Here is a 15,108-nt window from a genome sequence, read left to right as displayed (position 1 = left end):
GATCAGCGGCGCTCGCGGCGGCCTTCGCGCTCGTCGCGCTTCTGCATCTGGACCGAAGGGCCCTCGTTGTGCTCGTCGACCTTGATGGTCAGAACGCGCATAACGTCGTCATGCAGGCGCATCAGGCGCTCCATTTCCTGAACGGCGCCAGCTGGGGCGTCGGTCTTCAGGAAGGAATAGTGACCCTTGCGGTTCTTGTTGATCTTGTAGGCCATCGTCTTGACGCCCCAGTACTCGCTTTCGACGACGTTGCCGCCGTTGTCAGCCAGAACGGTGCCGAAATGTTCGACGAGGCTTTCTGCCTGCGCGTTGGACAGGTCCTGACGCGCGATCATTACATGCTCATACAGTGGCATGTGCACTCCTGTTTCTATCAAGGCGCATTTCAAAGGCGGGGCCGGTTCGTCCTTCGCGACCCTGCCACGAGAGGCTGCGCGATTCATAACTCTTGCGAAGGATGGCCCCATATACACCATTCGCGTCGGGGGGCAAGGGCCGTCACACATGCCTTGGTGAAGTCGCGCTATTTCCTTTGCGCTGCCCAATTCCTGACGCTTTTCGGCTCAAAGTTGTTTTGCATACCGGGAACTAACCGGACAGACCGAACCAAAGACGGCAACGTGAACTAGGGTACAGAGAAATGACCGCGATGAACACGAATACCTTCGAGAAGTCTGCGACCAGCACGACTTATGATCAATCGGTTCCAGTTCTTATCGCATTTGCGCCGAACTGGAGGGCACGCACCGTTCTGGCACGCATCGCGGGGGCGTTGTTGATCGTTGTCGCGTTTTCCATGTGGCTGATGTCTGGCGCGGTGATGGCAACCGAAGTTTGGCCGATCAAACTGGCTGCGTCGCTGACATTCTTACTGATCGGCGTCAGCCTGCTGACCATTCAGGTGCTTGATGCGCGCCCCGATGCCTATTTTGATCCGATCCGCCGCGAAGTACGCGTGCTGCAAAAGAATGAAAACGGGCGTCCTCAGACAGTACTGCGCCGCAGCTATGACACCTTGGGTGGTGCACGGTTCGATGATGATCAGGTCGAACTCTATGATGTGGACGGCAGCCTGCTGATGAAGTTGCCGCTACAATCGGCGGATGTTGGCCGAGCGCTGAAGGGCCAATTGAGCGGAAGTGTAACGATCTTCGCCTGATTTTCATTTCTGTTCATTTAGGAACAGAAATTGTTAGAGAATAAGTCTTGTGTGCCGCCCAAGGGCGGCACATTTTTGTTGTTGAGCATTCCAACTGGTTTGCACTCACAACATTTTTGGAGATAGTCATGAAATCCACCCTTCTTGCTGCTGCACTGGCCGTATCGGCGACCTCGGCGTTTGCAAGCGCCGAGAAATACGTTTTGGACCCCAGCCACAGCCAGGTTGTCTTCAACTATAACCACCTTGGTTTTTCCACCACGACTGGCATGTTCTCGGGCTTTGAAGGCGAGATCATGTTCGATCAGGAAAACCCGGCCGATTCCAGCGTGAGCGTGTCGATGCCAGTGGTCGAAATGATCACCGGCTGGAAGCCGCGCGAAGATCACTTCATGACCGAAGACTTCTTTGGCGTCGCCGAGGGTGACCTGATTTCGTTCACCTCGACCGGTATCGAAGTCACCGGTGAAAACACCGCGAACATCACCGGCGATCTGACCATGAACGGCGTGACCAAGTCGGTTGTTCTGGACGCGAAGCTGAACCAGGTTGGCGAGCATCCGATGGCGGGCAAGCCCTGGGCCGGATTTGATGCCACCACCACACTGGTCCGCAGCGAGTTCGATCTGGGCCAGTTCGCACCGTTTGTTAGCGACGAGGTTGAGATTCGTATTTCAGTAGAGGCGCAAAAGGCCGAGTAAACCCGCCTTATATGCAAAAAGAAACCGCCGGGACCCTTCAGGTCTCGGCGGTTTTTTCTTTATTCGGCTTGGGTGGCTGTCAGTTCAAGGGCGACTTTGACGGCAAAGGCCAGCGAGTCCTCGGTTGGTTGTGTCGTACCGACGTCGTAGTCCATTCGGTTCAGATCCAACTCTCCCTGCATCTTGGCGGTGCCGTCCTGCAAGTCCAGTTCGAACGGCAGGACGACGTCCATGGTTTTATCGCGAATGGTCAAAGTGCCGCGTGCCTCATAGGCCAGATTGGTTTTGAACAGATCTGCAGTGAAATTCGCGGTCGGGAATTGAGCGCTGTCAAAAAAGTCCGCACCAAGGGCCTGTTGTGTCACGGTGCCGATGGTCAATGAGCCTATGGCAATTGTCACATCAACAGCCCCGGCCGGTCCCGGTTCTGTTGGTTCGTCGAATGTGATTGCGGCGGTCCAGTCGGAAAACGCGCCGCTGACGGGGCTGCCCAACTGGGTGATCGTGATTGCCAAAGTGCCTTCCTGCACCTGCCAGTCGGATTGGACGGCCTCCAGTTCGGCAGATGCATTATCACCGGTCGGATGTGCCGAGTAGGCTCCGTCGAACCACCCGATGCTAAGAGCAACAGCCCAGATCACGACTGCTGCTACGACGGGGGCAGGTGAGTGCCATTGCGTTGGTGGTTCCGGCAATTCCACCTGTCCGGGCAGCATGCGGCGCAACGTGCTGTCTTTGTCGATTACATGGTGCTTGAGCGCGCCAACGATATGCAAAACCAGCGCACCCACCAGCACAAGCATCAGGACGAAGTGTAACCCGCCGCTTGCTTCGGCCAATGCGGGGGATTTGGGCACAAACGGCAGGTTCTGCCCGAACGGCCAGAGGATCGGTGCAAACCCTTCGGTGGCCGCATGGTGAATCCAGCCTGTCAGAGGAACCAGAACCAGCGAGCCATACAACAGCCAGTGGACGGTTTCCGCAGCAAATGCCTCGGGCTTGTTTTCAGCATTGAGCAACCCAGGCTTGGGTTGGCTGATCGCCCACAAGATACGGGCAAGCGCCACGAAAAAGACCGTGACACCGATAGTTTTGTGCAGCGAGAACAGCCGGGCCGCCTGTTGCAGGTCTTCCGGTGTCGTTGGAATGGCCGGGTCTTCAATTGCGTGGGCCAGTTCGTTCGCAAACCATCCAATCGGAAGCGCCGTCAGAATGAGCAAGGCCGTCAGCCAGTGGAAGGTTTTTGAAACGCCCCCGTAGCTTTGGGTGGTGTTGGCAATGGGCATTGGTTCACGACTCCGATCTGTTTGCTGCGACCACCCTAAATGCAGCGGAGGCCGACACAATAGCCTCTGACGCACAGAATGCGTGTCAGGATGCAGAGCTTGTGCCGCTCGTTCACTCGGTTTACACCCCATCGCAACCTAACGTCATCCAAGAGGTTGCAATGACACGCGCGTTCGTTTTTCCGGGGCAGGGCGCCCAAACCATCGGTATGGGCAAAGCACTGGCCGAGGCCTATCCGGCTGCAAAGGCAGTTTTCGACGAGGTCGATGAAGCGCTTGGTGAAAAGCTGAGCAACCTGATCTGGGAAGGTGATATTGCCGACCTGACGCTGACGCAGAACGCACAGCCGGCGCTGATGGCAACCTCGATGGCCGCGATGCGCGCGTTGGAGGCCGAAGGTGTTGCGGTCACGGACGCTGCATTTGTAGCTGGGCATTCGCTGGGGGAATACTCAGCGCTTGCGGCAGCTGGTGCGCTGTCGATTGCGGATACGGCGCGTTTGTTGCGGACACGTGGTCAGGCGATGCAAAGCGCCGTTCCGGTTGGTGAAGGCGCAATGGCCGCAATTCTGGGACTGGACCTTGAGGCCGTGCGTGCAGTCGCAGAAGAGGCCGCACAAGGCGCGGTCTGTCAGGCCGCGAACGACAACGACCCTACACAGGTTGTTGTTTCGGGAGCGAAGGCGGCCGTGGAACGTGCTGCCGAGATTGCCAAGGAAAAAGGTGCCAAGCGTGCTGTGATGTTGCCTGTGAGCGCCCCGTTCCATTGTGCGTTGATGCAACCCGCTGCAGATGTGATGGCAGAGGCGCTGGCTGCAGTTGAAATCAAGGCCCCGGCAGTTCCGCTAATTGCGAACGTGCGCGCCGAGGCTGTCAGCGACCCGGACCTGATCCGTCAGTTGCTGGTCGAGCAGATAACCGGTTCTGTGCGCTGGCGTGAAAGCGTGCTGTATATGGCGGCACAAGGCGTGACCGAGACGTGGGAGATCGGTGCAGGCAAAGCGCTTTCGGGGATGATCCGCAAGATCGACCGCGCGATTGCTGGCAAGGCTGTAGGCACGCCGGATGACGTGCAGAATATGGTTAAGAGCGAATCATAAGAACAACGTGCGACGCAAGTTGCGCTGCAAAGGGAAGATCGAATGTTTGATTTGACAGGTAAGAATGCGTTGATCACCGGTGCGTCCGGCGGGATTGGTGGCGAGATTGCGCGCGTGCTGCACGGTGCGGGGGCCACGGTTGCGCTGTCCGGCACACGTGTCGAACCGCTGGAGGCATTGGCCGCCGAACTGGGCGAGCGGGCGCATGTTCTGCCATGCAACCTGAGCGACGGCGAGGCTGTTTCCGCACTGCCAAAGCAAGCGGCTGAGGCGATGGGGTCGGTTGATATCTTGGTCAACAACGCTGGGATTACCCGGGACAACCTGTTCATGCGTATGTCGGATGACGAATGGCAGAGCGTGATCGACGTGAACATGACCTCGACCGCCAAGCTGTGCAAAGGCGTGCTGCGGGGTATGATGAAAGCGCGCTGGGGTCGGATCATCAACATTTCATCCGTCGTCGGTGCCACTGGGAACCCCGGTCAGGCAAACTATGCAGCGTCCAAGGCAGGTATGGTCGGTATGACGAAGTCGTTGGCCTATGAAGTTGCCAGTCGTGGGATCACGGCTAACGCGGTTGCGCCCGGCTTCATCACCACAGCCATGACCGACAAGCTGACCGACGATCAGAAATCGGGCATTTTGGGGCAGGTTCCCGCCGGTCGTATGGGCGATGCGTCGGAAATTGCGGCGGCTGTTCTGTATCTTGCCAGCCCCGAAGCTGGATATGTTACCGGAACCACCTTGCATGTTAACGGCGGTATGGCCATGTTGTGAGCGCGGACAGGGGCAGGTGCGAAAGCGTTTGCCTCGCGCGTTGTCTATGCTATAGGCGGCGCATAAATGCTGGGGTCGACCAAATGGTCGGCCTTCTACTTTCCCGGTCATCCGGGACCCAACCGCCCGCACCGGGCAATTCAAAGCCAGCCTGAGCGGGCAAGGGCAGAACCGGGCACTAGGCCCTGAAAACGGAATGAGGAATAGACATGAGCGACGTCGCAGATCGCGTTAAAAAGATCGTTGTTGAGCACCTGGGTGTTGAAGAAGACAAAGTGACCGAAAACGCGTCCTTCATCGACGATCTGGGCGCAGACAGCCTGGACACTGTTGAGTTGGTTATGGCCTTCGAAGAAGAGTTCGGCATCGAAATCCCCGATGACGCAGCCGAGACCATCCAGACATTTGGCGACGCCGTCAAATTCATCTCGGAAGCTTCCTAAAGCTTCGAAATAACTGAAAAGCGGCGCTTCCGGGCAACGGAGGCGCCGTTTTTTTGTGCCTTGTTCAATTCTGCCTTGCAAGGTGCCGTATTCGTTCGCAACCTTTTGCCCGAGGCACATAATTCAAAGCGGGCAGGGCATGATACGATCCACCCCTATGATCAATACGGCCCGTTTGACGCTGTGCGCCATGCGGCCAGAAGATTTCAACCGGTTCGCCGAGATTTGGCGCAACCCGTGCATCGTGCGACATATCGGCGGCAAGCCGCGGTCGCGCGGAGAGGCGTGGGATTCATTCCTTCGAAATGCCGGGCACTGGCAAATGGCCGGTTTTGGGCAATGGGCCGTGGTCCAGCAGTCGAATCGCCAGATGGTCGGTCAGGCGGGGTTCTTTTACGGTAACCGTTCGATTGGCGAGGATTTCGACAGTTTTCCCGAGGCCGGATGGATTCTGGTCCCCGAGGCGCAGGGACAGGGATTGGGGCTGGAGGCGGCACAAGCCGCACATGATTGGTTTGACCGGATCATGCCCGGTCCGTTGGTCGCGATGGTGAATTCGGCGAACTTGGCCTCGCGCAATCTGGCGGGCAAGCTGGGCTATACCCCGATGCGCGAATGCGCGTTCAACGGCAGCGACGTCACGCTTATGCGCCGCAACGGACCGCCGCCGCGCCACTGACAATTTGAGACTTCGCGAATGCCGCAAACCGGCCGTAGTTTGCCGATCCTGGTAATAACGGACCGATCTTCCGCGTGTATGGTACTCTGGAATTGCAGAGCGATTGAGCGGAGGAGAATGCTCATGAGGATTTACCCCACGATGGAATTGCAGAACGGCCGGTGTGTCACACTGGACAAAGGCCGTCTGGATGACGCGATGATCTGGCATGTGAATCCGGCGGACACGGCACGCAGCTGGTCTGCAGCCGGTGCCATGTGGATGCACCTGACGGATTTCGATGCGATCGAAGGCCGCGATACCAACGCCGAATTGGTCGAGGAAATTATCCGCACGTCCGAGATGTCTGTGCAACTGGCCGGCGGTATGCGGACGCGGGAACAGGTCGAATACTGGATCGACAAAGGCGCGGGACGGGTGGTGATTGGTACGCTTGCCGCCTGGGATCCGAATCTGGTCAAGGAACTGGCCAAGCTTTATCCGGACCAGATCGTTCTGGCTGTGGATGTCTGGCAAGGTCAGGTCATGACTGAAGGCTGGCGCAGTCAGAGTGCGTTTACGCCCGAAGCGTTTATTCAAGCGTTCGAGGGCACGCCCTTTGCGGCGATTCTGGTGACCGATATCGACAGCGACATCGAAGACGTCGATGCGCAGCTGGGTCTGATCTCGGGTCTTGCACAGCTGTCACGCACGCCGGTTATTGCCAGCGGTGTCGTTCGGACATCAGATGACATCTCGCGTCTGGCCTATGTGCACAACATCTCGGGCGCATTGGTTGGGCGGGCTTTGTTCCGCAAAACGATTGACTTGGCAGACGCGCTTAACGTGGCCGAGCAAGCCCACGAGCCGGTCGCTGAATTCCAGTAATCCTGTCTTGCACGTCATTGCCCCGGCCTTTCAATTCCGTGAAAGGGCCGGGGCAATTTGTTTTGGTACAAGCCGCACAGACGGACCGTCCGGCGAAATGGTGCCGGGTGGGAATGTGCCGTTGCTCTTGCCCCCGGACCCCGGGCCGGGGTATGAGCGGTTCTCAAATAGGAAGCAGGCAAGAGGCATTTCATGCGCAGAGTCGTTGTAACCGGTCTGGGATTGGTCACTCCTTTGGCCAGCGGGGTCGAGAAATCTTGGTCACGGCTGCTGGATGGGGAATCCGGCGCGGGCCCGATCACGAAATTTGATGCCGAAGCAAGCGGTGTCACCACGACCTATGCCTGCGAAGTTCCGCGCGGCGATGGAACTGATGGGACATTCAATCCCAACGATTGGTTGCCGCCAAAAGAGCAACGCAAGATCGAAGACTTTATCCTGTATTCGATCGCTGCCGCTGACATGGCTTGTCAGGATGCAAACTGGCTGCCCGAGGATGAAGAGGACCGCCTGCGTACAGGTGTCCTGATCGGGTCGGGTATCGGCGGACTGGGCTCTATTGCTGAAACAGCGAACCTGATCCGAGATAAAGGCCCGCGCCGTGTATCGCCCTTCTTTATTCCCGGTGCGCTGATCAACTTGGCATCCGGCCAGGTATCTATCCGCCACGGGTTCAAGGGGCCCAACCACTCGGTCGTGACGGCTTGCTCGACAGGTGCGCATGCAATCGGTGATGCCAGCCGCATCATTCGTGCAGGTGACGCGGATGTCATGGTTGCTGGTGGCGGTGAAGGCTGTATCTGCGAGATCGGTATCGCTGGTTTTAACGCTTGCAAGGCGCTGTCGACCAAATATGCCGACGATCCGAAGAAAGCCAGCCGCCCATATGACGTAGACCGTGACGGCTTTGTCATGGGCGAGGGTGCAGGCATCGTGGTTCTGGAAGAGTACGAGCACGCCAAGGCGCGCGGTGCAAAGATCTATGCCGAAGTGCTGGGCTATGGCATGTCCGGCGACGCTTATCACATCACCGCACCGTCCGAGGATGGTGATGGCGCTGAGCGTTCCATGAAAGCCGCATTGCGCAGCGCGGGCCTTGAGCCTTCGGATCTGGATTATATCAACGCGCATGGCACATCGACCATGGCTGATACGATCGAACTGGGCGCGGTAGAGCGCCTCTTGGGCGATCACGCCGGCAAGGCCACCATGACCTCAACCAAATCGGCCACCGGTCACCTTTTGGGTGCGGCAGGCGCGATTGAGGCAATTTTCTCGATTCTTGCGATCCGGGATCAGGTGGCCCCGCCAACGATCAACCTGGACAACCCTGCCGTTGAAACTCCGATTGATCTGGCACCCAACGCCAAGCGTGAGCGTGAGATCAACGTGGCGCTGTCGAATTCGTTCGGCTTTGGCGGCACCAATGCCAGCGTGATCTTCGGAAAGGTCAGCTAAATGTTGCGGGCTCTTGCTTCGAACGCGCTGACTCTGCTGATCGTAGGCTTGTTCCTGATGGGCGGGCTGGTTGTGTGGGGGCAGTCGCAATACAAGGCCGAGGGTCCGCTGGAATCCGCCATGTGCCTGCAGGTCAGGAGCGGGTCGAATATGACCCGTGTCAGCCAAGAGCTTGAAGATGACGGAGCCATCAGCAGCGCCATGATCTTTCGTATGGCTGCGGACTACACAGATAAATCGCAGCAACTGAAGGCCGGTAGCTTTCTGGTGCGCGAAGGCGCGTCGATGGAGCAGATCATCGACGAAATCACCAGCAGCGGTGCCAGCACCTGTGGGTCCGAGATTGAATACCGTATCGGTGTCACGCGCATCCAAACCAGGGTACGCGAGTTGGACCCGGCAACGCTGGAATTTGTCGAGATCGCATCGTTTGATGTGACCGACGAAGAAATCCCTGCCGAATACGGTCAAAAGCGTGACGAGGCTGACACCCGGTACCGTGTGTCTGTTGCCGAAGGCGTGACCTCATGGCAGGTGGCGCAAGGCTTGCAGGCGATTGAACCGCTGACAGGTGAGATTGCCGAGATCCCGGCCGAAGGGATGTTGGCGCCTGACAGCTATGACTTGGCACCGGGCGATGACCGGACGACTGTTCTGCAGGCGATGCAAGACAAGCAACAATTGCGCATCAACGCAGTGTGGGAGAACCGCCAAGGCGACCTTCCCATCAGCAGCCCAGAGGAAATGCTGATCCTTGCGTCGATTATTGAAAAGGAAACCGGTGTTCCCAATGAACGCGGGCAAGTTGCAAGCGTCTTTGTGAACCGGCTTGAGCAGGGCATGAAGCTGCAGACAGACCCGACGGTCATCTATGGCGTCACCAAGGGTCAAGGCACGCTGGGGCGCGGGCTGCGTCGCAGTGAGCTGCGCCGTGCAACACCTTGGAATACTTATGTGATAGACGGTTTGCCGCCGACACCCATTGCCAATCCAGGTCTGGCCAGCCTTGAGGCTGCCGTTGCCCCGGAACAGACCAACTTTGTCTTCTTTGTAGCGGATGGCACCGGGGGGCACGCATTCGCGGAAACCTTGCAGGAACACAATCGGAACGTCGCCAAGTGGCGTGAGATTGAGGCTGAGAGAAACAGCTCAAGCAACTAAGAAAAAGGCCGCGTCGAAAAACGCGGCCTTTTTCTTTTTGTTATGCGGCGGGACGTCCGCGTGGACGACGACGTTTCGAGGACGCGGGCTTCGATGTCGAATTTGCCCCCTGCGGTTTACGTCCCCGGAACCCTCCGCGATTACGGGTTTTCTTGGGCTCAGAAAATTCTGGCATGGTGCCGCTGGCGACCGGAATTTCGATCTTCATCAGCTTCTGAATCTGGCGCAGCTGATCCACTTCGTCCGGTGAGCAGAAGGCGATAGCTTCACCTTCGCGACCAGCACGGGCTGTGCGCCCGATGCGGTGGACATAGTTGTCGGGCACCTCGGGCAGGTCATAGTTGATCACATAGGCAACACCGGGAATGTCGATGCCACGCGCGGCCACGTCGGTCGCGACCAATACGTTGATCTCTCCGGCCCGGAACGCCTTGATCGCGCGGTCGCGTTGTCCCTGGCTTTTGTTGCCGTGGATCGAGGCCGCGTTGAAACCATCGGCCACAAGGCCTTTCATCAGTTTCTCGGCTCCGTGTTTGGTACGGGAAAATACCAAGGTCAGAGCTTCCATGTCAGCGGACAGAATTTCGCGCAGTTTCCGCGGTTTGCCGGCCCTGTCGACGAAATGCACAGACTGCGTGATCTTGTCAGCCGCTTTACCTGGAGGCGAGACCTGCACCCGCTGCGGGTTGGTCAGATAGGATTGGCTGAGTTCCTCCATCTGCTTCGGCATAGTGGCCGAAAACAGCATGGTTTGACGCGGCGTGCCCAGCTTGGGTGCGATTTTGCGCAGGGCGTGGATAAAGCCCATGTCCAACATCTGGTCGGCCTCGTCCAGTACAAGATGTCGCACCGAGCCGAGGTCAACGGCACCGCGTTCCATCAGGTCGATCAAACGCCCGGGCGTGGCGACCAGAATGTCGGTGCCGCGCGACAGGAACGAGATCTGTCTGCCGATCGACTGGCCACCGACCACGGTGGCTACGCGCAGCTTGGTCTTGTCGGTCAGGTTGCGCAGGCTATCCGCGATCTGGTTGACCAGCTCGCGGGTGGGGGCAAGGATCAGCGCCTTGGCGGTTTTGGGCGCGGGTTTGCCGGACTGCGCCAGCAAATGGTCGATCAGCGGCAGACCGAATGCCAGCGTCTTACCGGTGCCGGTCTGCGCCAGGCCCAGGATGTCGTGACCGTTCAGCGCCAGCGGGATGGCCTGGTTCTGAATAGGGGTCGGTTGTGAGAAATTGGCACGTTTCAGTGCATCGTTGAGGGCTGGTGCAAGACCCAGCATGTCGAAGTCGAACAAATAACTATCCTTTGTAATCCGCAAGGCGATAGCCGTACGGACAAGACGTGTCTGGCCACGCAGCGCGTGACCGGCAGGGTTTCCGCTAAACCTCGGGACGTGCAGGCGAACCCTGCGCCATCTGGCGTCGCGTCAAGAACCCTGCGTGAATGGGAACTAGGAGATGTAGTGATGCGCTGTGGGGTCTGCTACGACCGTCAATGCTCACGCGTCAGCGCTGTCTTAAGGTGGCACATGCTAGTTTTTCTAACAATTGTCAAGGCATGAACTGTGAAGTGGGAACATGTACCTGCCGCGGCCGTCAGGGATCGGATTGTTCAAATAGAAGAACCTTGTCCGGCTGGGCTTTGAAAATCCCGAAGTGCTTCTTGGCTTTCATAACATCGGTAAATACCCGATCCTTAGGGGAGATGACTTTTTGTGTATGACCAAAAAAGGATTCCAGAAATGTGCGCTAAAATACTTGTAGCTACCACTCTGACCGTGGTTCTAGCCGCGTCTTCAGCAATCGCATGCTCTCGGATCGTCTATGAAACGGCAGACGGATCCTTCCTCACGGGGAGGACGCTTGACTGGTTCGAAGATACTTCAACAGATATTTGGGCCTTCCCGCGGGGCATGTACCGAGACGGTGGTGCCGGAGAGAATTCGGTCGAATGGACGTCCAAATACGGCTCTGTCGTGGCAACGATCTATGACGGAGCAACTGTTGACGGCATGAATGATGGCGGGCTGGTCGGCAATGCTCTCTATCTTGCCGAAGCGGATTACGGGACGGAAAATGCCGGAGACAAACCTCTCATTTCTGTCGGAGGGTGGTTGCAGTATTTTCTAGACAACTTTGCAACAGTTGAAGAAGCCGTTGCAGCTATGGAGCAAGAGCCATTCGTGATTGTAGCGCCGATGTTGCCTAGCGGACATGAGGCAGGGGGGCATATTGCGCTATCCGATGCGTCTGGTGACAGTGCAATATTCGAGTATCTCGATGGCGAGTTGGTTATCCACCATGGCCGCGAATTTACTGTCATGACAAACTCTCCTACTTTTGACGAACAACTCGCTATCACTACTTATTGGGGTGAAGTTAATGGTCTTTCATTTTTGCCCGGCACCCATCGGTCCTCCGACCGGTTTGCGCGGTTGAGCTGGAATCTGAATGCCGTTCCCTCGTTCGAAGACAAAAACGATGCGACGGCAGCGGTGTTCTCTCTTGTGCGATCAATTTCCGTACCATTTGGTGTGACGGACCCGGAGCGCCCAAACATCGCATCGACAACCTGGCGTACGGTCGCTGATCATGAGCTGGGTCGGTACTATTATGAGAGCGTGTTCAGCCCTACATTGTTTTGGGTGGATATCGAAAACCTTGATCTCTCCGATGGGGCTTCTACCCTGAAACTGGAACTTGGCGAAAAGCCCATCCTTGCGGGCGAGGTTTCGGCCAGCTTTGAACCTTCCGAGCCATTTCTTTTTCTCGGCGATACGTAACGTTGTAGTCACGGAGCTCAACCACTGACGACCGTCTGCCACATGGTCCTATCAGTAAAGGCCTCTTAACTATCAGCGCACGTTACCCGTTGCGCCGTTGTTGCGCAAAGCATTGACTTTGCGGGCTTTATCGCGTATAAGTTGTGTCATGCTAGAAGAGGTGGGCGACGGCCCCGGGGCGACCCGGTGGCCGTTTTTCGTTTCTCTCGTGCGGAGATCACTCACGCATGAGGTCACAGGCACACATGACTTTGATTACCCCGGAAGAGCGGATGTCCCAGACGGCTGATTTGTTGCAGTCGCTTGAGAGATCCATTCGCGATCTGCGCCAAGCAGCGGAAGAACTGCGCAGGCAGATCGGTGCCGGGGAGGATGCAGATCTTGCTGGTTCAGCCAAGCAACTCGGGCAGTTAGAGGGGCTGATCCGAAGTTGTCAGAAAGTGGAGACAAGCTTTGTCGAACAACATCACAGACAAGCCGGAATTGCCCAAGGGGGGTATGCGCTCGACCTTGAGCGCGCTCGATTTGAGATTGGGTGCAGGCTGGCTCGCCTCCGCGCCTGCTGCGGTTCGGGACAGATTTCTGAGTGAGATCGGGGAGGGGGGGCTGTGCGCCCTCCCTTTCCTGTTCGAGTTCTGGGCACTGCCGCATCAGTTGCCGCCCGAAGGCGACTGGCGGTCCTGGGTTATCATGGGCGGGCGCGGTGCTGGTAAGACGCGGGCCGGGTCAGAATGGGTGCGACAGGTGGTCGAGGGGGCTTTGCCGCTGGATCGCGGCGAGGCGCGTCGTGTGGCCTTGGTCGGTGAGACTTTCGATCAGGTGCGCGATGTGATGATCTTTGGCGATAGCGGGATTTTGCAGTGTTCGCCGCCGGATCGGCGACCTGTCTGGAAGGCGTCCGAACGGAAACTGATCTGGCCAAACGGAGCTGAGGCGCAGGCGTTTTCGGCGCATGATCCTGAGGGGTTGCGCGGGCCGCAGTTCGATGCGGCCTGGGTGGATGAGTTGGCCAAGTGGAAGAAGGCTGGCGAGACCTGGGATATGCTGCAATTTGCCTTGCGGTTGGGGGAGCGACCTCGGGTCTGTGTGACGACCACACCGCGCAATGTGAAGGTTTTGAAGGAATTGCTGGCGTCTCCGTCCACCGTGCAGACCCATGCGCCGACCGAGGCGAACCGGGCCAATCTGGCGGATTCGTTTCTGGACGAAGTGCGCGCGCGTTATGCGGATACGCGGCTGGGGCGGCAGGAGTTGGACGGCGTGCTGCTGTCGGATGCCGAGGGGGCGTTGTGGACCGGGGCGATGCTGGACGCGGCGCGAGTTGAGAATGTACCAGAGTTGGACCGTATTGTGGTCGCGCTGGACCCAGCGGTGACGGCGGGCTCGGATGCGGATGCCTGCGGGATCGTGGTGGTCGGCGCGCAAGTGCAAGGGCCGCCCGAGGAGTGGCGCGCCTATGTACTGGCCGACCGGACGGTGCAGGGCGTTGGCCCGGCGGGCTGGGCGCAGGCGGCGATTGACGCGATGGATGAATTCAGGGCCGAAAGACTGGTGGCCGAGGTCAATCAGGGCGGGCAACTGGTGGAAGAGGTCGTGCGGCAGGTGGACCCTCTGGTGCCTTATCGCGCGGTGCGGGCCTCACGCGGGAAGGTCGCGCGTGCCGAGCCTGTTGCGGCATTGTACGAACAGGGGCGGGTGGCGCATGTCGCGGGGCTGGACGCGCTGGAGGAGCAGATGTGCCAGATGACCGCGCGCGGGTTCGAGGGGCAGGGCTCCCCCGACCGGGTCGACGCGCTGGTCTGGGCGCTGCATGAGTTGGTGGTGGGGCCTGCGGGGGCGTATCGGCGGCCTCGCGTGCGGACTTTGTAGATGCAATCAATGAATATGTTTTTCCTTTGTATTGCGATACATCACAGCTTGACGTTCTCATATGGATAGCCCAGCTTTTGCGTGACTATTATCTAAGGTTGCGCACTCGATAGGCGATGTAACTCACCTAGATCACTCTAGTTCGGTGTTTCGAATAATGCCGCCAACGACTAATGTATTGGGCCGAACTTTCCTTTTTCGATCTTCACAGTTAGGAACCGCTGTTTCAGTCCAGTATAAAGGCAATCATTATTTTATCACGGCCAACCATTTAGTTGATGACAGGCTAGAAAAACCGATTGCAATAAAGAGTCGATCTGGCTGGGAGTACCTCAGTTCTGCTGTTTTGCTAACTAAGTCAGTCGATCTTGATATCGCTGTATTCAGTAACCCTCTATACCCTGTCGATTTTCTTGATAAGCTGTCGCTTCCGCTAGATATGGATGGCCTTGTTTGCGGGCAGCACGTACACTTCCTAGGTTTCCCTCTGTCGCTTGAGGAATACGTTGACTTCTCGGGTTTGGAGGGGCGCCCTTTCCCATTTCAGAGAGGGGGCTATTGTATCAGCTATTACCGGAAACCGTATGATATTGGACGGGTTCAATACGATAGGTTTCTCTGGTGGACCGGTTGTTCATTATAGAGATGGCTTACATAGAGTTTGCGGTGTCGTTACTGGCTACAAGGAAGAAATCAGACCAGTCGAAATGCCAGATTCCGATTGGCAGTCAGAACTAGATGCCGTTTACAAGCAAAACACTGGAATCACCTACGCAACATGCGCCAGCTCGATTAGAAATCTAATAGACGAAATCGGTTA

14 protein-coding genes are annotated in these 15,108 nt (G+C 57.5%); 11 read left to right on the top strand and 3 right to left on the bottom strand.

What is annotated here, in order from left to right:
• Nucleotides 1-2: 2 nt before the first annotated feature.
• Entirely contained in the window at nt 3-356 is a 354-nt protein-coding gene (gene rpsF, locus AC2FIO_RS08060; protein ID WP_082637099.1) for a 30S ribosomal protein S6, read from the bottom strand.
• A gap of 284 nt (nt 357-640) precedes the next feature.
• On the opposite strand from rpsF, the gene AC2FIO_RS08055 reads away from it, so the two are divergent.
• Both AC2FIO_RS08055 and AC2FIO_RS08050 read left to right on the top strand, forming a co-directional pair.
• Nucleotides 641-1,159, top strand: coding sequence for a hypothetical protein (locus AC2FIO_RS08055; RefSeq protein ID WP_108860342.1), 519 nt, complete (start codon nt 641-643; stop codon nt 1,157-1,159).
• Between the two features lie 128 nt (nt 1,160-1,287).
• Nucleotides 1,288-1,860, top strand: a complete 573-nt coding sequence (locus tag AC2FIO_RS08050; RefSeq protein ID WP_108860343.1) for a YceI family protein — start codon at nt 1,288-1,290, stop codon at nt 1,858-1,860.
• A gap of 59 nt (nt 1,861-1,919) precedes the next feature.
• Here the strand turns inward: AC2FIO_RS08050 and AC2FIO_RS08045 are convergent, their stop codons facing one another.
• Nucleotides 1,920-3,146, bottom strand: coding sequence for a cytochrome b/b6 domain-containing protein (locus AC2FIO_RS08045; protein ID WP_496696817.1), 1,227 nt, complete (start codon nt 3,144-3,146; stop codon nt 1,920-1,922).
• A 161-nt stretch (nt 3,147-3,307) separates the two neighbouring features.
• Between AC2FIO_RS08045 and fabD the strand changes: the two genes are divergently transcribed.
• The 7 genes from fabD (at nt 3,308) to mltG (ending at nt 9,634) form a co-directional block, all read left to right on the top strand.
• The gene (fabD, locus tag AC2FIO_RS08040; RefSeq protein ID WP_496696815.1) at nt 3,308-4,246 is read left to right on the top strand and encodes an ACP S-malonyltransferase; all 939 of its coding nucleotides are present in this window, start codon (nt 3,308-3,310) and stop codon (nt 4,244-4,246) included.
• A 42-nt stretch (nt 4,247-4,288) separates the two neighbouring features.
• On the top strand, nt 4,289-5,026 hold the full coding sequence (gene fabG, locus AC2FIO_RS08035) for a 3-oxoacyl-[acyl-carrier-protein] reductase (protein ID WP_058274008.1): 738 nt from the start codon (nt 4,289-4,291) through the stop codon (nt 5,024-5,026).
• Between the two features lie 209 nt (nt 5,027-5,235).
• Nucleotides 5,236-5,469 (top strand): acyl carrier protein, encoded by a 234-nt coding sequence (locus AC2FIO_RS08030; protein ID WP_005982462.1) that lies wholly within the window; start codon nt 5,236-5,238, stop codon nt 5,467-5,469.
• Between the two features lie 139 nt (nt 5,470-5,608).
• Entirely contained in the window at nt 5,609-6,148 is a 540-nt protein-coding gene (locus AC2FIO_RS08025) for a GNAT family N-acetyltransferase (RefSeq protein WP_282120449.1), read from the top strand.
• 123 nt (nt 6,149-6,271) lie between these two features.
• Entirely contained in the window at nt 6,272-7,015 is a 744-nt protein-coding gene (locus AC2FIO_RS08020) for a 1-(5-phosphoribosyl)-5-[(5-phosphoribosylamino)methylideneamino]imidazole-4-carboxamide isomerase (protein WP_058274006.1), read from the top strand.
• A gap of 192 nt (nt 7,016-7,207) precedes the next feature.
• On the top strand, nt 7,208-8,473 hold the full coding sequence (gene fabF / locus AC2FIO_RS08015; RefSeq protein WP_496696812.1) for a beta-ketoacyl-ACP synthase II: 1,266 nt from the start codon (nt 7,208-7,210) through the stop codon (nt 8,471-8,473).
• Nucleotides 8,474-9,634: an endolytic transglycosylase MltG gene (mltG, locus tag AC2FIO_RS08010; RefSeq protein ID WP_496696810.1), complete on the top strand. Its 1,161-nt coding sequence runs from the start codon at nt 8,474-8,476 to the stop codon at nt 9,632-9,634.
• Between the two features lie 40 nt (nt 9,635-9,674).
• On the opposite strand, the gene AC2FIO_RS08005 is transcribed toward mltG, so the two are convergent.
• Nucleotides 9,675-10,931, bottom strand: coding sequence for a DEAD/DEAH box helicase (locus tag AC2FIO_RS08005; protein ID WP_113789508.1), 1,257 nt, complete (start codon nt 10,929-10,931; stop codon nt 9,675-9,677).
• A 420-nt stretch (nt 10,932-11,351) separates the two neighbouring features.
• On the opposite strand from AC2FIO_RS08005, the gene AC2FIO_RS08000 reads away from it, so the two are divergent.
• On the top strand, nt 11,352-12,419 hold the full coding sequence (locus AC2FIO_RS08000; protein WP_496696807.1) for a linear amide C-N hydrolase: 1,068 nt from the start codon (nt 11,352-11,354) through the stop codon (nt 12,417-12,419).
• A 498-nt stretch (nt 12,420-12,917) separates the two neighbouring features.
• Nucleotides 12,918-14,288, top strand: coding sequence for a DNA-packaging protein (locus tag AC2FIO_RS07995; protein ID WP_496697095.1), 1,371 nt, complete (start codon nt 12,918-12,920; stop codon nt 14,286-14,288).
• The last annotated feature ends 820 nt before the right edge of the window (nt 14,289-15,108 follow it).

It is taken from the genome of Ruegeria sp. CDSB086 (assembly GCF_059611065.1).
This window is presented reverse-complemented; position numbering and strand designations above follow the sequence as displayed.

What these genes read in the sequence shown, in the direction of transcription:
- fabD (WP_496696815.1), top strand. Translation starts at nt 3,308, where the DNA reads ATGACACGCGCGTTCGTTTTTCCGGGGCAGGGCGCCCAAACCATCGGT.
- AC2FIO_RS07995 (WP_496697095.1), top strand. Translation starts at nt 12,918, where the DNA reads ATGCGCTCGACCTTGAGCGCGCTCGATTTGAGATTGGGTGCAGGCTGG.
- AC2FIO_RS08055 (WP_108860342.1), top strand. Translation starts at nt 641, where the DNA reads ATGACCGCGATGAACACGAATACCTTCGAGAAGTCTGCGACCAGCACG.
- AC2FIO_RS08050 (WP_108860343.1), top strand. Translation starts at nt 1,288, where the DNA reads ATGAAATCCACCCTTCTTGCTGCTGCACTGGCCGTATCGGCGACCTCG.
- AC2FIO_RS08030 (WP_005982462.1), top strand. Translation starts at nt 5,236, where the DNA reads ATGAGCGACGTCGCAGATCGCGTTAAAAAGATCGTTGTTGAGCACCTG.
- fabF (WP_496696812.1), top strand. Translation starts at nt 7,208, where the DNA reads ATGCGCAGAGTCGTTGTAACCGGTCTGGGATTGGTCACTCCTTTGGCC.
- rpsF (WP_082637099.1), bottom strand. Translation starts at nt 356, where the DNA reads ATGCCACTGTATGAGCATGTAATGATCGCGCGTCAGGACCTGTCCAAC.
- AC2FIO_RS08020 (WP_058274006.1), top strand. Translation starts at nt 6,272, where the DNA reads ATGAGGATTTACCCCACGATGGAATTGCAGAACGGCCGGTGTGTCACA.
- mltG (WP_496696810.1), top strand. Translation starts at nt 8,474, where the DNA reads ATGTTGCGGGCTCTTGCTTCGAACGCGCTGACTCTGCTGATCGTAGGC.
- AC2FIO_RS08025 (WP_282120449.1), top strand. Translation starts at nt 5,609, where the DNA reads ATGATACGATCCACCCCTATGATCAATACGGCCCGTTTGACGCTGTGC.
- AC2FIO_RS08045 (WP_496696817.1), bottom strand. Translation starts at nt 3,146, where the DNA reads ATGCCCATTGCCAACACCACCCAAAGCTACGGGGGCGTTTCAAAAACC.
- fabG (WP_058274008.1), top strand. Translation starts at nt 4,289, where the DNA reads ATGTTTGATTTGACAGGTAAGAATGCGTTGATCACCGGTGCGTCCGGC.